Source organism: Micromonospora sp. ATCC 39149, from assembly GCF_000158815.1.
Lineage (GTDB): Bacteria > Actinomycetota > Actinomycetes > Mycobacteriales > Micromonosporaceae > Micromonospora.
Genome location: NZ_GG657738.1, coordinates 3,001,431 through 3,018,254, shown reverse-complemented (window position 1 = coordinate 3,018,254; position 16,824 = coordinate 3,001,431). Strand labels below are relative to the sequence as shown.

Annotated in this window: 16 protein-coding genes; 8 read left to right on the top strand and 8 right to left on the bottom strand. The window is 72.8% G+C overall.

The annotated features are described in order from the left end of the window. The 3 genes from dacB to tilS form a co-directional block, all read left to right on the top strand. The coding region (gene dacB, locus MCAG_RS12740) for a D-alanyl-D-alanine carboxypeptidase/D-alanyl-D-alanine-endopeptidase (protein ID WP_007073386.1) at nt 1–616 on the top strand (616 nt) is incomplete at its 5' end. Nucleotides 617–685: 69 nt separating this feature from the next. Beyond that, a complete protein-coding gene (locus MCAG_RS12735; protein ID WP_036377004.1) occupies nt 686–1,753 on the top strand; it encodes a zinc-dependent metalloprotease in 1,068 nt (355 codons plus the stop codon). A 10-nt stretch (nt 1,754–1,763) separates the two neighbouring features. Next, a complete protein-coding gene (gene tilS, locus MCAG_RS12730) occupies nt 1,764–2,858 on the top strand; it encodes a tRNA lysidine(34) synthetase TilS (protein ID WP_036373275.1) in 1,095 nt (364 codons plus the stop codon). 70 nt (nt 2,859–2,928) lie between these two features. Here tilS and MCAG_RS12725 read toward each other — a convergent pair whose 3' ends face one another. Further along, on the bottom strand, nt 2,929–3,891 hold the full coding sequence (locus MCAG_RS12725; RefSeq protein WP_007073383.1) for a GlxA family transcriptional regulator: 963 nt from the start codon (nt 3,889–3,891) through the stop codon (nt 2,929–2,931). 152 nt (nt 3,892–4,043) lie between these two features. Between MCAG_RS12725 and MCAG_RS33660 the strand changes: the two genes are divergently transcribed. From MCAG_RS33660 to folE, 4 genes are all read left to right on the top strand, one after another. Continuing rightward, on the top strand, nt 4,044–4,181 hold the full coding sequence (locus tag MCAG_RS33660) for a hypothetical protein (RefSeq protein ID WP_198141545.1): 138 nt from the start codon (nt 4,044–4,046) through the stop codon (nt 4,179–4,181). A gap of 101 nt (nt 4,182–4,282) precedes the next feature. Continuing rightward, the gene (gene hpt / locus MCAG_RS12720; RefSeq protein WP_007073381.1) at nt 4,283–4,858 is read left to right on the top strand and encodes a hypoxanthine phosphoribosyltransferase; all 576 of its coding nucleotides are present in this window, start codon (nt 4,283–4,285) and stop codon (nt 4,856–4,858) included. 417 nt (nt 4,859–5,275) lie between these two features. Beyond that, the gene (gene ftsH / locus MCAG_RS12715) at nt 5,276–7,291 is read left to right on the top strand and encodes an ATP-dependent zinc metalloprotease FtsH (RefSeq protein ID WP_007073380.1); all 2,016 of its coding nucleotides are present in this window, start codon (nt 5,276–5,278) and stop codon (nt 7,289–7,291) included. Further along, on the top strand, nt 7,288–7,986 hold the full coding sequence (gene folE, locus MCAG_RS12710; RefSeq protein WP_198141737.1) for a GTP cyclohydrolase I FolE: 699 nt from the start codon (nt 7,288–7,290) through the stop codon (nt 7,984–7,986). Before ftsH ends, folE begins: the two co-directional genes overlap by 4 nt. A gap of 96 nt (nt 7,987–8,082) precedes the next feature. Here the strand turns inward: folE and MCAG_RS29655 are convergent, their stop codons facing one another. The 3 genes from MCAG_RS29655 to MCAG_RS12700 are packed head-to-tail and all read right to left on the bottom strand — an operon-like array spanning nt 8,083 to nt 11,770. Continuing rightward, entirely contained in the window at nt 8,083–8,661 is a 579-nt protein-coding gene (locus MCAG_RS29655; protein WP_157548016.1) for a hypothetical protein, read from the bottom strand. Beyond that, complete coding sequence (locus MCAG_RS31795; protein ID WP_050777943.1) at nt 8,616–8,924, bottom strand: hypothetical protein; 309 nt, start codon at nt 8,922–8,924, stop codon at nt 8,616–8,618. The genes MCAG_RS29655 and MCAG_RS31795 overlap by 46 nt, the downstream gene beginning before the upstream one ends. Continuing rightward, entirely contained in the window at nt 8,921–11,770 is a 2,850-nt protein-coding gene (locus MCAG_RS12700) for an FtsK/SpoIIIE domain-containing protein (protein WP_083802256.1), read from the bottom strand. The genes MCAG_RS31795 and MCAG_RS12700 overlap by 4 nt, the downstream gene beginning before the upstream one ends. A 206-nt stretch (nt 11,771–11,976) precedes the next feature. Between MCAG_RS12700 and MCAG_RS12695 the strand changes: the two genes are divergently transcribed. Beyond that, entirely contained in the window at nt 11,977–12,540 is a 564-nt protein-coding gene (locus MCAG_RS12695) for a hypothetical protein (protein WP_036373272.1), read from the top strand. A gap of 6 nt (nt 12,541–12,546) precedes the next feature. On the opposite strand, the gene MCAG_RS12690 is transcribed toward MCAG_RS12695, so the two are convergent. The 4 genes from MCAG_RS12690 to MCAG_RS12675 are packed head-to-tail and all read right to left on the bottom strand — an operon-like array spanning nt 12,547 to nt 16,823. After that, nucleotides 12,547–13,146 (bottom strand): hypothetical protein, encoded by a 600-nt coding sequence (locus MCAG_RS12690; RefSeq protein WP_007073375.1) that lies wholly within the window; start codon nt 13,144–13,146, stop codon nt 12,547–12,549. 13 nt (nt 13,147–13,159) lie between these two features. Beyond that, entirely contained in the window at nt 13,160–14,299 is a 1,140-nt protein-coding gene (locus MCAG_RS12685) for a M23 family metallopeptidase (protein ID WP_036373270.1), read from the bottom strand. A gap of 8 nt (nt 14,300–14,307) precedes the next feature. Beyond that, nucleotides 14,308–14,865, bottom strand: a complete 558-nt coding sequence (locus tag MCAG_RS12680) for a hypothetical protein (RefSeq protein ID WP_085986116.1) — start codon at nt 14,863–14,865, stop codon at nt 14,308–14,310. Further along, on the bottom strand, nt 14,862–16,823 hold the full coding sequence (locus tag MCAG_RS12675) for an MFS transporter (RefSeq protein WP_007073372.1): 1,962 nt from the start codon (nt 16,821–16,823) through the stop codon (nt 14,862–14,864). The genes MCAG_RS12680 and MCAG_RS12675 overlap by 4 nt, the downstream gene beginning before the upstream one ends. Nucleotide 16,824: the final 1 nt, after the last annotated feature.

The window sequence follows — 16,824 nt, the reverse complement described above, 5'->3', positions numbered from 1 at the left end:
GACCGGCGGCGGGGCCTCGACCGGCGGGGCGCCGGCCCCCGGCACCGAACTGGGCAAGGTCGAGTCGCCGCCGATGATCCGGCTGGTCGACATGATGATCACCGACAGCGACAACGTGATCGCCGAGGCGCTCGCCCGGCAGGTGGCGCTGGCCCGGAACCGGCCGGCCTCCTTCACCGGCGGGGCGGCGGCGATGGACATCGTCCTCGGCGAGCTGGGCCTGCCCGCCGACGAGATCACCCTCTCCGACGCCAGCGGGCTGTCCCGGCGGAACCGGATCAGTCCGTCCCTGCTGACCGACCTGATCGCCCTCGCCGGTGACGGCACCCACCCGGAGCTCGGCATCATCTTCGGCGGCCTTCCGGTGGCCGGCTGGTCGGGCACCCTGGACGGGCGGTACCGGTCGGACGGTACGACGGCCGGGGCCGGCGTGGTCCGGGCCAAGACCGGGACGCTGACCGGTGTGCACGCCATCGCTGGGCTGGTCACCACCGCCGACGGGCGGCTGCTCACCTTCGCCGTGCTCGCCGACCGGGCTCCGGCGGGCAGCCTCGACGACACCCGCCGCGCCCTCGACCGAGTCACGTCCGCCCTGGCCCGCTGCGGCTGCCGCTGACCGGTTCGAGGTGGTCTGTCCTTGGATCGGTGAAAGGTGGGGGTGTTCCGGCGCGGGTACGGTGGGTCCATGGCGCAGTTCGTGGACTGGGATCTGGCCGCCGCGACGGCGGGGGCGTTGGGCAAGTCGGGGCCCCGGGTGTCGTACGCCGAGGCCACCGAGGTGGTCTCCGAGCTGCGGCGGCTGACGGACGAGGCGGCCGGGCACGTGGCCGACTACACGGGGCTGCGGTCCCAGGTCGTCCACCCGCCCGTGCGGGTGGTGGACCGGCGGGACTGGGCGGCCACCAACATCTCCGGGCTGCGGGAGGTGATCACCCCGCTGATCAGCCGGCTCTCCGGCGACAAACGGCCGGGCCCGATCACCGAGGCGGTCGGCTCCCGGCTAACCGGGGTGCAGGCGGGGACCGTGCTGGCGTACCTCTCCGGCCGGGTCCTCGGCCAGTACGAGGTCTTCTCCGGCGACCCCGGCCAGCTGCTGCTCGTCGCGCCGAACATCGTCGAGGTGGAGCGGAAGCTGGGCGCCGACCCGCGCGACTTCCGGCTCTGGGTCTGCCTGCACGAGGTCACCCACCGTACCCAGTTCACGGCCGTGCCGTGGATGCGGGCGTACTTCCTCGGCGAGGTGCAGGCGTTCGTCGACGCCTCGCAGGGCGGCGAGCACCTGCTGGAGCGGCTGCGCCGTGGGGTGGCCACCCTCTCCGACGCGGTGAAGGACCCGGAGAGCCGGGCCAGCGTGCTGGACATCGTGCAGACCCCCGCCCAGCGGGCCGTACTCGACCGGCTCACCGCGCTGATGACCCTGCTGGAGGGGCATGCCGAGTTCGTCATGGACGGCGTCGGCCCCCAGGTCATCCCCAGTGTCGAGTCGATCCGCGCCGCGTTCAACCGGCGTCGGGAGACGGGAAACCCGCTGGAGAAGGTGATCCGCCGGCTGCTCGGCGTCGAGGTCAAGATGCGCCAGTACGCCGAGGGCCGCAAGTTCGTCCACGGCGTCGTCGAGCGCGTTGGCATGGACGGCTTCAACAAGATCTTCAGCTCCCCGCTGACCCTGCCCCGGCTCGACGAGCTGGGCGACCCCGACGCCTGGGTCGCCCGGGTGCACGGGCCGGCCGCCACCACCCCGACGGCCGGCTGACCGTACGCCGATGCCCGTGCTCGCCCCGCCGGTCGCCGCCGTCCGGCTCGCGGTCCGCCGCGCGCTGGCCGGGCTGGCCGGGGCCGGGCCGGTGCTGGTCGCCTGCTCGGGCGGGGCCGACTCGCTGGCCCTGGCCGCCGCCGCCGCGTTCGTCGCGCCCCGGCTGGGTCGCCCGGTCGGCCTCGTCACCGTCGACCACGCCCTCCAGGCCGGCTCCGACCGACGGGCCGCCGACGTCGCCGCCTGGGCCGCCGGGGCCGGGTTCGCGCCGGCCGAGGCGGTACGCGTCGAGGTGTCCGGCCGCCCCGGCGGTCCCGAGGCGGCGGCCCGGGAGGCGCGCTACCAGGCGCTGGTCGAGGCGGCCCGGCGGCACGGTGCGGCGGCGCTGCTCACCGGGCACACCCGCGACGACCAGGCCGAGACGGTGCTGCTCGCGCTGGCCCGGGGTGCCGGCCCACGCGGGCTGGCCGGGATGCCGCCCCGGCGGGACCTGTGCGGGGTGCCGCTGCTGCGGCCCCTGCTCGACGTGAGCCGCGAGGAGACCCGCAAGGCGTGCGCCGCGCTCGGCCTCACGCCGTGGGAGGACCCGCACAACGCCGACGCGTCGTACGCCCGGGCCCGGGTCCGGGCTGACGCCCTGCCCGCGCTGGTCCGCGCCCTCGGCCCTGGGGTGGTGGACAACCTGGCCCGGACCGCCCGCCTGGTGGCCGCCGACACGGCCGCCCTCGACGCCCTCTCCGCCGCCGCCCTGTCCGCTCCGGCGGCGGAGCCTGGTGACGCGCCGAGCGGGGGCATCCCGGTGTCCGCGCCCGCCGGCGCGGGTGGGTCGGCGCTGGCCGGCGTGCGGGCCCCGGACGGCGGGCTGGCGGTGACGGCGCTGGCCGGGCTCGCCCCGGCCGTGCGGACGCGGGTGCTGCACGCCTGGGCCCGGGAGCTGGGCGCGCCGCCCGCCGCACTGTCCCATCGTCACGTGGCGGCGCTCGACACCCTGGTCACCGACTGGCACGGCCAGGGCGAGGTCCACCTGCCCGGCGGCCTGCGGGTGGTCCGCCGCGCCGGCCGGCTGACCGCTTCGGGCGGGTCCGCCGCACCTCGTGAGCCGTGATCGACGCCAGGTCGGCGGCATGCCGGGTCGCCGGGGTCCGGAGGCCCCCAGGTCGCCGGCACCGAGTGGATCAGGGAATGGTGGCGCGGTCGCGGAAAGTGGTGCGGTAGGCGTGCGGGGTGGTGGCGAGCCGCCGGGCGAAGTGGTGCCGCAGCGCTGCGGCGTCGCCGAATCCTGACCGGGCGGCCACGCTCTCCACGCTCAGCCCGGTCTCCTCCAGCAGCCGCCGGGCCAGCAGCACCCGCTGGTTGGTCAGCCAGTCGTGCGGGGTGGTGCCGGTCTCGGCGCGGAACCGGCGGGCGAAGGTGCGCGGCGTCATCCCGGCCCGGACGGCGAGCTCGTCGACGGTGATGGGCCGGTCCAGGTGGCCCATCAGCCACTCCAGGACCGGTTCCAGGGTGGGTGCCTCGGGCGCCTTCGCGATGGGTGCCTCGATGTACTGCGACTGTCCGCCGTCGCGGTGCGGCGGGACGACCATGCGGCGGGCGAGCCGGGTGGCGGTGGCCGAGCCGTGCTCCTCGCGTACCAGGTGCAGGCAGGCGTCGATGCCGGCGGCCGTGCCGGCACCGGTGAGCAGGCGGCCGTCGGCCACGTAGAGCGAGTTGCAGCGGACGCGGGCCCGGGGGTGACGGCGCTGCAACTCGTCGACGTACCGCCAGTGGGTGGTGCACTCCCGGTCGTCGAGCAGCCCGGCCTCGCCGAGCACGAACGCCCCGGAACAGACGCTGAGCACGTATGCGCCGCGCGCGTGGGCCCGGCGCAGCGCCGCCAGCACCGCGGGCGGCACGACCGCTCCGTCGCTGTGCCCGGGGACAGCCACGAGGTCGGCGTCCTCGACCGGCGCGAGGTCGGTGTGCGGCGTGACGAGGAAGCCGGAGGAGGTGCGCACCGGCCCGCCGTCGGACGTGCAGACGTGGAACCGGTAGCCGGGGAACCCGTCGTCGGTGCGGTCGGTGCCGAACACCTCGGCGAACACGCCCAGCTCGAACGGGGCCACCCGGTCGGTCATGACGACGGCGACTGAACGGAGCATGTGACGAGGGTAACCGCACGGGTGGCAGAAAATCGAGGCCCTGTGGCGTTCCTGCCACTGTCTGGCGGGCGGCGGTCGGCGCAGACTTGGGGCAAGTCCGGTGCGCACCGGCGGCGAAAGCATCCCATATCACCGCGAAAGCGAGCGCCGCCATGGAATCCCTGTTGTTCCTGATCTTCCTGCTCGCCCTGGCCGTCGCCTCGGCGGTCGGCGTCACCGCCGACACCCGGGACTCGGCGGACTGGAAGCCCACCGAGAACGGCCGCAGGTGGAGATCCCGCACCAGCTGACCCGATTGATCCCAGTGTGCGAGAGAAATTCCGGGCGGGGCCGCGCCGAAAGGGGCGGCCCCGCCGACGGGGAGCATCCCGCGTACGGCAGGCTAGGAGCCATGGCTGACGGCTCCTGGTACGACGCCGACATCGACCACGTGATCATTTCCGAGGCGCAGATCCGCGAGAAGACCGCGGAGTTGGCCAAGCAGGTGTCGGCGGACTACGCCCACGTCGACAACGGCCTGTTGCTCGTGTGCGTGCTCAAGGGCGCGGTCATGTTCATGGCCGACTTCGCTCGGGCGCTCGGCCGGCAGGGTCCCCCCGCCGAGCTGGACTTCATGGCCATCTCCTCGTATGGCCAGGGCACCACCTCCTCCGGTGTGGTGCGGATCCTCAAGGACCTGGACCGGGACATCGCCGGCCGGCACGTGGTCGTGGTGGAGGACATCGTCGACTCCGGCCTCACGCTGTCCTGGCTGCTGCGTTACCTGGAGTCGCGGTCGGCGGCCAGCGTCGAGGTCGTCGCCCTGTTCCGCAAGCCGGAGGCGGTCAAGGTCCCGGTGCCGGTGAAGTATGTCGGTTTCGACATCCCGACCGAGTTCGTCGTCGGCTACGGCCTCGACTTCGGCGAGCGCTACCGCGAACTGCCCTACGTCGGCGTGCTCAAGCCCGAGGTCTACGCCCGCGCCTGACGGGCAAGGTGGCCGCACCCACGGCTTTGCCTCCCGGGTCCGGTGCTCCATCGGTGTCCGTCAAGCGGACGTTCAGCGCACTCTCAGCTAGTCGGACTACGGTAGAGGCCGGTGGCGTGGAGGCATCCTCCATGCCCGACCCCTCGACCCGCGTGACCGGGCGGTCGGGTGGCCGGGTGCGGGGCTCGCGCCATGCCGGCGGAAACCTGGTTCGCCTTGCGCGTAACTGCTGGCCTCGCAAGGCCACATGTCGCGCACACGGTGTACCGTCGAGTGACCGTGACGCGGCAGTGACGCGTCCCGGGGTCGAGGCCGGCCCGCACGGCGGCTCCGGCCGCCGCCGCGGCGGCGACAAGCCATTCAGACGGTCAGGACGTCGATCAGGAGGATGCGGGCGTCTCGGCGCTCGACAACAGTATGGAACGTACGCGTTTCTTCCGCCGACCGGTGGTCTGGATCATCCTGGTCATCCTCGGCGCCGTTGTGCTCAGTCAGCTGTTCACCGCTGGTCCCAGCTACCACCGCGTGGACACTTCCGTTGCGCTCGACCAACTGCACACCGCCAAGATTAAGAAGGCGGTCTTCCAGGACAAGGAGCAGACGCTCCAGCTGGATCTGCAGAGCAAGACCAAGTTCGGCGACACCACGACCGATCGGATCGAGGCCCAGTTCCCGTACGAGGTCGGTGATGAGGTCTGGAACGAGGTCCTCGCGGCCAAGGCGGCGAACCGGATCACCGGCCCGGCCGACACCAAGGTGTCGTCCGACAGCGTCTGGGTGAGCCTGCTGGTCAACCTGCTCCCCATCGCGCTGCTCGTGCTCCTGCTGCTGTTCTTCATGTCGCAGATGCAGGGCGGCGGCTCCCGGGTGCTCAACTTCGGCAAGTCCAAGGCGAAGATGATCACCAAGGACACCCCGAAGACGACCTTCGCGGACGTCGCGGGCGCCGAGGAGGCCGTCGAGGAGCTGCACGAGATCAAGGATTTCCTGCAGAACCCGGCGAAGTATCAGGCCCTGGGTGCCAAGATCCCGAAGGGCGTGCTGCTCTTCGGCCCGCCCGGTACCGGCAAGACGCTGCTCGCCCGCGCCGTCGCCGGCGAGGCCGGGGTGCCGTTCTACTCCATCTCCGGCTCCGACTTCGTCGAGATGTTCGTGGGTGTCGGCGCGAGCCGGGTCCGCGACCTGTTCGAGCAGGCCAAGTCGAATGCCCCGGCGATCGTCTTCGTCGACGAGATCGACGCCGTCGGCCGCCACCGGGGCGCCGGCATGGGCGGCGGCCACGACGAGCGCGAGCAGACGCTCAACCAGCTCCTCGTCGAGATGGACGGCTTCGACACCAAGGGCGGGGTCATCCTGATCGCCGCCACCAACCGGCCCGACATCCTCGACCCGGCGCTGCTGCGCCCGGGCCGCTTCGACCGGCAGATCCCGGTGGACGCCCCCGACATGGAGGGCCGCAAGGCCATCCTGCGGGTGCACGCCAAGGGCAAGCCGTTCACCCCCGACGTCGACCTCGACTCGGTGGCCCGGCGCACCCCGGGCTTCAGCGGTGCCGACCTGGCCAACGTGATCAACGAGGCCGCGCTGCTCACCGCCCGCAAGGACCAGCGGGCGATCACCAACGACTCCCTGGAGGAGTCGATCGACCGGGTGATCGCCGGGCCGCAGCGTCGGACCCGGGTGATGAGCGACCAGGAGAAGAAGATCACCGCGTACCACGAGGGTGGGCATGCGCTGGTCGCCTGGGCGCTGCCGCACGCCGCACCGGTGCACAAGGTGACGATCCTGTCGCGTGGCCGCTCGCTGGGCCACACCCTGGTCCTGCCGACGGAGGACAAGTACACCCAGACCCGCGCCGAGATGGTCGACACCCTGGCGTACGCGCTGGGCGGCCGGGCCGCCGAGGAACTGGTCTTCCACGAGCCAACCACCGGTGCCGGCAACGACATCGAGAAGGCCACCGGGTTGGCCCGCGCGATGATCACCCAGTACGGCATGAGTTCCAAGCTCGGTGCGATCAAGTACGGCACCAGTGGTGACGAGCCGTTCCTCGGCCGCAACATGGGCCACGAGCGGGACTACTCCGACACGGTGGCCGCCGAGATCGACAGCGAGATGCGGGCACTGATCGAGCTGGCCCACGACGAGGCCTGGGAGATCCTGGTGGAGTACCGGGACGTCCTGGACAACATCGTCCTGGAGCTGATCGAGAAGGAGACCCTCTCCACCGCCGACATGGCCCGGATCTGCGCCCGGGTGGTGAAGCGCCCGCCGATGGCCCCGTACAACGGCTTCGGCAAGCGCCAACCCTCCACCGAGCCCCCGGTCCTCACGCCGACCGAGAAGGAAGCGCTCAAGGCGCAGGCCCAGGCCGACGGCGCATCCGTCGGCGGCGGCCTGCCGGGCGGCAACAACTCGGACGGTACGCACTGAGCACCGATCCAGCGGCCGGTCCCGAGGCACCCGGGGATGCCTCGTCGACCGAGCCCGACATCGATAATCTGGACTACCTCGCCGCGCGGCTGGTCAACGGCAAGTTGACCGGTCGCCCGGTCGAGGAGGCAGTCGACCTGGCCCGCATCGAGAAGGCCGTACGCGAGATCCTGATCGCCGTCGGGGAGGACCCCGACCGCGACGGACTCGTGAAGACCCCGGCCCGGGTCGCCCGCGCGTACGCCGAACTCTTCGCCGGCCTACGGGTCGACCCGGCGCAGGTGCTCAGCACCACCTTCGAGGCCAACCACGAGGAGTTGGTGCTCGTTCGGGACATCGACCTGATGAGCCTCTGCGAGCACCACCTGCTCCCGTTTCGGGGCAGCGCGCACATCGGCTACATCCCCGGGCCGGACGGCCGGATCACCGGCCTGTCCAAGCTGGCCCGGCTCGTCGAGGTCTTCGCCCGCCGTCCCCAGGTGCAGGAGCGGCTCACCTCGCAGATCGCCGACCTGCTGATGGACAAGCTCGCCCCGCGTGGCGTGGTGGTCGTGCTCGAATGCGAGCACATGTGCATGGCCATGCGCGGCATCCAGAAGTCCGGGGCGAAGACGATCACCTCGGCGGTGCGTGGCATGCTCCAGCACGACGCGAAGTCCCGCGCCGAGGCGATGGCCCTGATCATCCCCCGCTGACCGGCAGCACCGTTGGGGCGACCGTTCGGTCGCCCCAACGGTGACATTCCCGCCCCAGATCCACCTGCCCGCCCGGGTTCGCGGTCGGGGCGTGGCTCAACCGGCCAGCATCGCCAGCACGATCCCGGCGGTGGTCAGCACCGCCGGAACGAGACAGACCAGAGCGCCCCACCGGGCCGTCCGATCGAGTCGGCCGCCGGACGCCGGCATCCCGCCAGGTCCGACCGGAGGCACCGCCCCGGTGCCGCCGCCGGCCGCCACGGCCGGGTCGCCCGCAGCAGGGTTCGAGGCCGTTGCGTGCGCCGGCTCCGGTGGCCGGCCGAAGATCCGGCCGACGCCGATCCAGCCGGCGACGAAGGCAACCGCCGGCATCGGGAGCCCGCAGAGCAGCGCGAACACGCTCGCCGGCCCGGTGCCGGTCGTCACGTACAGCACCACCTGGAGCAGCGGCACGACCAGTGCGATCGGCCCGTACACCAGCAGGTTGCGCAGCCGTGGCGGCCAGGCCGCCGGAGCGAGCCGGCCGCGCGCGGCCAGCAGGCCGTCAGCCCCGTCCGCCCAGCCCCGGGCCGCGCGCAGCGCCGTCAGCACCGCCGAGGGCCCGCAGACCATCTCCCGGGCCGCCTCGCTCAGCTCCGGCGGCGACGGCGCCAGCACGATCGGGGGTACGCCCAACTCGCGCAGCCCAGGACCGCTGGGCCGCCCAGCCGCGCGCGTACCCCGGTCAGCTCCTCCCGGGCGGCCTGGACCGCGCGGGCCTGCTCCGTCGCGGCGGTCGCGGCGCTGCGGCGTACCCCGTCGAGCTGCCAGGCGGCGGCGACGTACTCCGTCCACGTCGCCGTGCCGTCGGCGGCGGGCGTCGGGTCGACGCCGGGCCGCTGCCGGAGCGGCCCGGCGACAGCCGGTGCGGCGACGACGCTGGTCTGCTCCCCGCTCATCCGCCCTCCCCGGCCCTGGTCGCGGCTGCGTCCCCGGCCCCGATCCCCACTGCGGCCCTGATCCCAGTCGGGGTGCCGGGTCCCACCGAAATGTCGGTGCCTGGATCGGTGCCCGGTTCGATGCCTGGTTCCGTGTCCGGCCCGGCGAACGGGACCAGCGGGACGCCCCGCTCGGCCGGACCGTCCCAGAGCATCGCCCGGCCCGGCCGGGGACGCCACTGCACCGGGTGCCCGAACAGCGCCGTTAGCTGGGCCGCCGGCACGTCCACCGCGACCACGGCGGCCAGCTTGTCGAGATCGTCCTCCGGCCGGGCCACCGCCGTGAACGCCGGCACCGTGCGCCACCAGCCCAGCAGGTGCCGGCCGGCCGGCGGGCCGTCGCGCAGCAGGGCCCGCAGCCGATCCGGCGGGAACTTGTGCGGGGCGGGCCCGTTCGCTGGCCGCTCGTGCGAAGCGGGCCCATCCAGCCCGAAGACCACCAGGTAGCCGGGCTCGTCGGCGTCCACGGCGGCGAGCAGGCCCGGCAGTCCGACGCGGTCCACCCGGTGCTGGCCGGCGAGGTCCGCCGCGAGGGCGTCGGCCACCGGCGCCGCCTCGGCGGCGAGCGTCGCCACCACGAACCGTCCCGTACCCGGCGGGTGGTGCGCCGCGACGCTGCGCGCCGCCGTGGCCAGCAGGGCGACCGCCTCCATCCCCGGGCCGAGGACGACGAGGTTGCGGCCGGCGGCCGGGCCGAGCGGCACCGTGACCGTCGACCGGGACAGGTCCACCGCCCGGCCGAGCAGGGCCACCGGTCCCCGCGCCCGCCCCGCGAAGGCGGCCCGGTAGCTCGGATCGTTGCGTAGCAGTGGGCGCGCCCACCCGGCGAAGACGACCGGCGGAGCCGAACGCTCCGGACGGGCCGCCCAGAGCCGCCGGCGCAACTGCCCGATGGTCTCCGGGGCCTCGTGCGGGTCGGGGAAACGGACCATCCGCTCGTGGCCCCGGGTGGCACCCCGGGGACCGCCGAGGCCGCCTGCGGTGTTCACCACCGCGCTGCCCACCGGCAGCCCGGCTGCGGCGTCGTTGGTCGGCTCCAACACCGGGCCGCCGCCGGCCAGCGCCACCCGCACCGGAAACTGCCCGAGCATCGAGTCACGGGTCGTCGGCCCGCCGGTGATTCCGAGGTCGCCATCGCCGGCCAGGACCAGATGCACCCCGTACGCCCGGCCCGATCGGGCCAGAGCGTCCAGTCGGGCGACCGCGTCGGCGGCCAGCCGGTCCCGGTCGGCCAACAGGAGCGGAACATTGTCGATCACGCAGACGATCCGGGGCAGGGCCTGGTGCTCCCGCAGGGCGGCGAATCGCTGCCCGCCGGCACGCTGGCCGGCCTCGTCCCGCCGGCAGGCCTCCGCCGCCAGCTCGTCGAGGAGATTCAGCACGTACTCCCGGTCGGCGGCCATCCCCGCCGAGCGCACCTGGGGCACCCAGGACCGGTCCCGTTCGGTCTGTAGGAACTCCTGGAACGACTCGCCGTCGCCCAGGTCGGCGAGGTGCAGGACCAGCTCGTCCGGGCCGTACCGGGCGGAGAGGCCGAGCAGCACGTTGCTGAGGAAGGCGGCACGATCCGCCCCGGACCGGCCGCTGACCAGCCAGTGCGGGGTCAGTTCGGTGAACCCCACGGTCACCGGCCGGCCGCCGGCGTCCCCGACCGTGGTGGAGATGCCCTCCGTCGAGCCCGCCGCCCACAATGGCTCGGTCGGGTCGGGTAACAGGTCGGCCAGACTGAGCCGGGAGCCGGCCTCGATCTCCTCGGCCAGCCGTCGGCAGACGGCGTCGACCAGGCCCGACGGCGGGTCGTCGTCGACGAAGACCGGCGAGTTCAGCCCGCCGGGCGGCTTCGCGCCCGGCCCCGCCAGGGAAGTGCCGGGCGGGTCGCCCAGCAGCGCGTACGCGTTGCGCATGGCCAGCGGGGTGGCCTGCGGCAGGGGCGTACGGGTCGCGTACGGGCCGGCCGATGGCCAGCCGGCGACGATCAGGTGCAGGCCGGCGGCCGATCCGCGCTCGGCCAGCGCCTCGATCCGATCCAGGTCGGCCGCAGCGGTCGACTCCGGCAGGGCCGCCACGACCAGCAGAAGCGTGCGGTCGTGCCGGCGCGGCCGGCCGCTGGACGGGGACACCCACTGCTCTGCCTCGGTGAGCACGGCCCGCAGCCCGGCGACGTCTGTGGCGGGCGGGGGCAGCAGGCCGGCGTCCGCGAGCGCGGCGAACGCTGCGAACGTGCCGCGCGGCGTCGCACGATGCCCGGTGCCGGTGCCGGTGCCGGTGGCTGTGGCTGTATCGGTGGCTGTGCCGGTGCTTGCGCTTGCCTCGGTGGTGGCGCCGCCGGTGGCGCTGATGCCCGTGCCGCCGATGCCGTCCGTGCCGTCGATGGCGCGGACCAGCAGGCAACCGGCGGGCGTCGCGGCGAGCAGGCGCAGCAGCACGGCCCGGAGCAGCCCGGCCACCCGGGGATCCCGGGCGTCGTTGTCGATCGTCAGGTGCCCGGTGCCGAGCAGAGGCACGAGGGCGGGGAAGCGCGCGTCCTCCAGTGGCGCTGCGGTGCCGACCCGGACGTACGGCGGCGGCTCCTCGCCGGAGGGCGTCGCCCCGGTGACCGTATTCAGTGGCGCCCCCGCCCAGCCCGGTGCCAGCACGGCCGCCGCCGAACGCAGCCGATCCGCCAGCTCGTACTGCCGGCGCTGGTCGGCAGGTGCGGGCCGGATCTCGTCCAGGATGCTGGCCGCCGCGGCGGCCGTCGCCTCCGCCCTACGGTGCAGGGCAGCGGCGCGGTTGGTACGTGTCCTCGGACCGAACACCGCGTCCACCCCCCTCGTCCCGAGGCTGGCAACCCCTCCCCGAGCAGTGACGGTATCCCAGGTCCCGCCCGTCCTCCGGGATGCGCCACGGCGGTGCGCCGGGGATGTCCGGGCCAGGGCGGATTCTCACCGCTGGGCGTCGTCCTGTCACGATCCGCTGCATCTTGGGCATTGGGTACGAGGCGTCCAGCCGATAGCCTCAAGGGGTGGAATCAGTGCAGCCCCCCGCCGGTTCCCAGGTTTCCCGCGTACCGGCGCAGCGGACCCCGCCGGAACAGTTGGCACCCCCCTCGGGGGCGCCGGCACCGGCCCGACCGCCGGGGCGGCTGCGGACCATCGTCACTGTGGTGGCCGGAGTGCTCGGCCTGCTTCTCGTCGGTGGCGGCATCACCGCCTTCGTGTTGTACGACCGCGCCACCAGACCGGATCGCAGCGCCCCGGACGTGGTGGTCGACAACTATCTCCGTGCCTTCCTCGTCGACCGCAACGACATCAAAGCTGACCAGTTCACCTGCTCGGGCGCGTCCGCCGAGCTGAAGGAGCTCCGTACGCTTCGCGACGACCTTCTTGCCCGTGAGAGGCGCTTTTCCACCACGCTCTCGGTGAGCTGGGGCAGGCTTGACCTCCAGGAGCAGGGGGATAGAACAAAGGTTCAGGTTGATCTGATCATCTCTGCATACGTTGACGGGGTCTCGCAGAGCGACCGTCAGCCTTGGCTGTTCGATGTCACCCAAGCTAATGATGAGTGGAGGGTATGCGGTGGCATGTCCGTGACCTGAGGCCGCTCATTCGATCCAGAGTAGATGGACCGGGACCTCCAGGGTGGTGGGTGGCTGGCCCCGCCAGGCCCAGCGGTACCACTCCAACTCCGGCGTGACCCGGACGCAGATGTCCCCGTCGGTGCCTGAGTAGGTCTCGGTCACCGCGCGAAGTTCCCGCTGCTCACCGGAATCAGCCACGTGCACGACCCGCCGTCCGGTGACGGCGTCGGCCTCGAAGACGGGAGTCGGGGCGCGGTGGACCGGCGCGTCCAGGGATACCAGGTTGACGCTGGAGATACCGACGACGCGGGCACTTGGCCGATTCCCCAGGGTTTCCACCCACACTCGTTCGACCGGCACAAGCGGGGCGAAGACCTCGACCTGTTCGGACTCTGCGCGGTACCACTCCTGCTCCGGAATGACCGGTACGTAGGTACGGCTGTTCTGCACCACTCTGTCGTCGGCGCGCAGATCGCCACGCCAGCCGAGACCGGGTAGCCCGACCAGGACCCGCCGCCCCCGCAATTCGACCCGACCGGTCGCGGGCACGATCTCGATGGGCCTGGGCGGCAGGGGTGCCCAGTCAGGCTGGTCGGCGAAGGGGTCGGGAAGCGGCCCGGTCATGCGTGCCGGGGCCCTATGCCTTGCCGTTGAGTGGCGCTCCCCGGTCCCGCATGAACGGCACCGGGTCGACGGCACCGCGACTGGACCGGTCCCCGTCGACGTGCACCTCGAAGTGCAGGTGCGGCCCGGACGAGTTCCCGCTGCTGCCGACCTCGCCGATTACTTCGCCGGCCTTGACCAGCTGACCTGGGGCCACCCGAGGCTTGACGATCATGTGACAGTACCGGGTGACGTAACCGCCGGCATGCAGGACATCGACGAACCAGCCACACCCGCCCTTGCCCGGGTAGCCGTCGACATCGCAGCTCAGCCGGCCGTTGTTGGCCGGGTCGCAGCGGGCGACCAACACCCGACCGGTTGCCGCGACGCGGATCAGGGTGCGCTTCGGCGCGGCGATGTCCACCCCGTTGTGGCTGGGCCGGCTCGCCGTACGGAAGCCGGAGCCGACGCCCCCGGGGATCGGTGCGGTCCAACCCGAGGCCGCGATCTGGCCACGGGCTGCGGCGTTGCAGATGCTGCGTTGCGCCACCTGAACGGTGCGGGCGGCACCGCCGGCGAGCGCGTCCACGATCTTGCTGGCCAGTTCCTCGTGCTTCGCGTAGGCGTCGGGGAAGGCGCTCACCTGCACCCGCTGGGCGGCCCGGGTCAGGGAAAGCTGCTCCCAGTTCGGGACCTTCACCAGCTTCTCGTAGAACTTCCGGGACGAGTAGGACGGGTCCTGCAACTGCTCCGGGGATCCCCAACCCTGGCTGGGGCGCTGCTGGAACAGGCCCACCGAGTCGTGGTCGTTGCGGCTGCCCAGGTGGGGGAGGTTCCGCAGTCCGGACTCCTGCATAGCGGTCGCGACGGCGATGACCCAGCCCCGGGGTGGCACCTTCATGTCCGAGCCGACCTTGATGATGACGGCGGCGTTGCGGATCTGGCTCTCGCCGTACTGGGCGAAGCGGGGCATGGGACCAGAGACCTTCACCTGGTGCGACCGGCCGCAGGCGGACTGGGCCTCCGGGGAGAGCTCGCCACTGTCGCCGCTCAACTCGGTGAGGAAGAACGCGGCCGTCCCGCCGGTGCAGCAGAGCAGTGCGAGTGTGGCGGTCAGCGCGACGGCCAGCGCGCCGAGCCGCAGCCTGCGCCGCGGGCTGCGGCCATCTCCCATGTGATCGCTCATGTCCGCTCCCAGTCCACGGCGTCGACCAGCCACTGCCCGTCGGGGGCCACCAGTTCCAGACGCAGCCGCCCGGTGTCGAGCGGCACCAGCACCTCGACGAAGCGCTCCGTCCTGGGGCGGAGACTTGCTTCGCCGGTCGTCCGTTCCGCCGGAACCCCCGCCGGATCGGCACCCGAGAGCTTCTCGGTGAGTTCCGGCGTGGAGAGCGGACGCAGGGCGTCGTGCCACTCGTCCGCGCTGTCGCCGCGCCCACCGAGCCAGGCGGCGGTGAACCGGTCCGCGACCTGTTCGGGGGTCGGGGCGCCCGGGAGGGTCACCGGCGTCGGGGGTGCGGTGCCACCGAGTACGCCGTCGTCACCGGCGGCCGGGTCGACGGTGGTGATCGGTTGGCTGGGCCGGTTGCTCAGCCCCGTCAGGGGGTCGCCCGCGTCGGACACCAGCCGGGCCGCACCGATCACACCGAACACCAGGACCCCGATCACCAGCGCGATGCCCAGCCGGGACCGCAGTACCCGAGTGAAGAGGAACTCCGCCGCGCGTCGCATCACCCTCACCGCGCTTCGGTGCGGATCCGCGGTGCGGCAGGTCGTGGTGTGGTGGGCTCGGTCGTTCCCGGCCGGTAGATTACGAAGGACGGGTTCTCCGCCGGCACGTCCGGCTCCGTCCAGGTCGAGGGCTGACGCCGGCGCGGCCGAGCTGCGGCGGAGCGCGCGGGGCTCCGCTGCTCAGGCACGGTGGCCTCGCCGGGGCGCTCCTGTCCGTCGGGCCGCTTCCGCTCGGTGCCGGCGGCGGCGGTGGCGGTGCCGGCGGCGGAGTGGCTCGGGTCCTCGTGCCGGGCCTCCGGCCTGAGCGTGGTCTGCTCGACCGTCGCTCCGCGCCGTCGGGCCAGCGTCGGCTCGTTCGTGCCACCAGGCTCGGCCACGTCGAGCCGCGCCGCGGTGCGCATGTCCCGGAAGAACCGTCGGTGCCACGAACCGGCCGAGCTGACTGCCTCGCTGCTGTCCTTGCCGCCGAGTTGGGTGATCCGCCGGTACGGGCGCAGCAGCAGCCAACCGACCACCCCGCAAAGCCAGACCAGCACCACCTGGAGCCAACCCGGCAGGGTTGGCGTGCTCATGATCAGGTCCACTGCGAAGAGGTAGATGGCGGCGCCCGTGCCGAAGATGGCGATGTTGAACACGGCGGCGACGACCGCGTTGGCCAGCCTCCGGAGGCCGGCGCTGGCCGGGCGCATCAGCCCCACCGTGCCCAGGATCGGTGCCGCGATCACCGCCCAGCGGAAGATGAGGAAGCCCAGCAGGACCAGCAGCGAGGCGGTGAGGTCGAACATCGCGAAAAGCAGCGCGGCGAGCACGGCGATGAAGCCGGAGCCGACCCGGTCCATGTCCCGGATGCCCTGGAGGTACTCGTACGCCTCCCGGTCCTCGTTCTTGATCTGTTCGGCGACCCGGGCCCACTGCTGCTGCTTGGCGTCGATGGTCGCGTCCCGCGTCGCCGGGTTGGCCCGGAGCTTCTCCGTCTCCTCCCAGGACAGCGACTTGGCGTCGTAGAGCGCCGGCCCGTACTTCTTGGCGGTCTCGCTGTCGGCCGACCCGAGCACGCCGCGCAACCAGTTGCGGTAGAGCATCGACTCGGTCGCGGTGTCACTGGCCCGGACGGCGGGAGGGCGCTTGTCGACGCAAGCATCCGGATTGGGCAGGGCGCACTGGTCAGGTGGGGTGTCCCGCGTTGCGGGACCGACGGCGTCGTGGACCACGCCCAGGGTGGTGACGAGTGTGCCGTCGGCGATGTTCGCGGACTTCACGGGCCACGCGGCGAGGGCGGTCACCGCAACCATCACGAGCAGGGCCCACCCCGCGGTGGTCATGGCGTTGCTCATGTCCGACTGACGGGACCGCCAGAGCAGGTAGAGGCCGACCACGCAGAGCGTGATGATGCCGAAGACGCTGAACACCTTCTGGTAGACGGCCGTGGTGGCCTGCTCGACCAGCGGATCGGCCCAGGCCCACATGGACCGGGGGTCCCAGGCCCGCTCCCGCAGCGCGTTCGAGGCACCGATGATCGCCGTGGCGATCATGAACTCGCCGTTGGCCACGGTGGTGGTGAACTTGTAGTCCGGATGGATCACTGCGGAGGCGCAACCGCCGGGCAGGTCGTACGTCGGGAAGCTGTATCCGGAGTAGCCGTAGTCGCTGTAGAGGCCTTTGGGGCCGGGCAGCTTGGCGGAGTCGGGACGGGCGGCGAACCAGCCGGCGAGCCCGGAGTCGGGTGCCGTGGGGACCGGGGCGTTACGGCACTCCACCTGGTCCTCGCTGACCGCGCCCAGCTTGGCGACGCAGGCGCGGAAGTCGGCCTGCCACTCCTTCGTGCTGCACAGGTCCGCCCGGGCCTGGGCTGCCGGTGGCGCGGCGTACGCCGCCTCGCCGCCAAGCACCGGCCAGGAGACCGTGGCGCCGGCGAGTACGCCGAGCGCGAGCAGGAACGCCGCTATCCGGGCCCGGACCCTCGCCATG

What these genes read in the sequence shown, in the direction of transcription:
- MCAG_RS12735 (WP_036377004.1), top strand. Translation starts at nt 686, where the DNA reads ATGGCGCAGTTCGTGGACTGGGATCTGGCCGCCGCGACGGCGGGGGCG.
- tilS (WP_036373275.1), top strand. Translation starts at nt 1,764, where the DNA reads ATGCCCGTGCTCGCCCCGCCGGTCGCCGCCGTCCGGCTCGCGGTCCGC.
- MCAG_RS12725 (WP_007073383.1), bottom strand. Translation starts at nt 3,891, where the DNA reads ATGCTCCGTTCAGTCGCCGTCGTCATGACCGACCGGGTGGCCCCGTTC.
- MCAG_RS33660 (WP_198141545.1), top strand. Translation starts at nt 4,044, where the DNA reads ATGGAATCCCTGTTGTTCCTGATCTTCCTGCTCGCCCTGGCCGTCGCC.
- hpt (WP_007073381.1), top strand. Translation starts at nt 4,283, where the DNA reads ATGGCTGACGGCTCCTGGTACGACGCCGACATCGACCACGTGATCATT.
- ftsH (WP_007073380.1), top strand. Translation starts at nt 5,276, where the DNA reads ATGGAACGTACGCGTTTCTTCCGCCGACCGGTGGTCTGGATCATCCTG.
- MCAG_RS31795 (WP_050777943.1), bottom strand. Translation starts at nt 8,924, where the DNA reads ATGAGCGGGGAGCAGACCAGCGTCGTCGCCGCACCGGCTGTCGCCGGG.
- MCAG_RS12690 (WP_007073375.1), bottom strand. Translation starts at nt 13,146, where the DNA reads ATGACCGGGCCGCTTCCCGACCCCTTCGCCGACCAGCCTGACTGGGCA.
- MCAG_RS12685 (WP_036373270.1), bottom strand. Translation starts at nt 14,299, where the DNA reads ATGGGAGATGGCCGCAGCCCGCGGCGCAGGCTGCGGCTCGGCGCGCTG.
- MCAG_RS12675 (WP_007073372.1), bottom strand. Translation starts at nt 16,823, where the DNA reads ATGGCGAGGGTCCGGGCCCGGATAGCGGCGTTCCTGCTCGCGCTCGGC.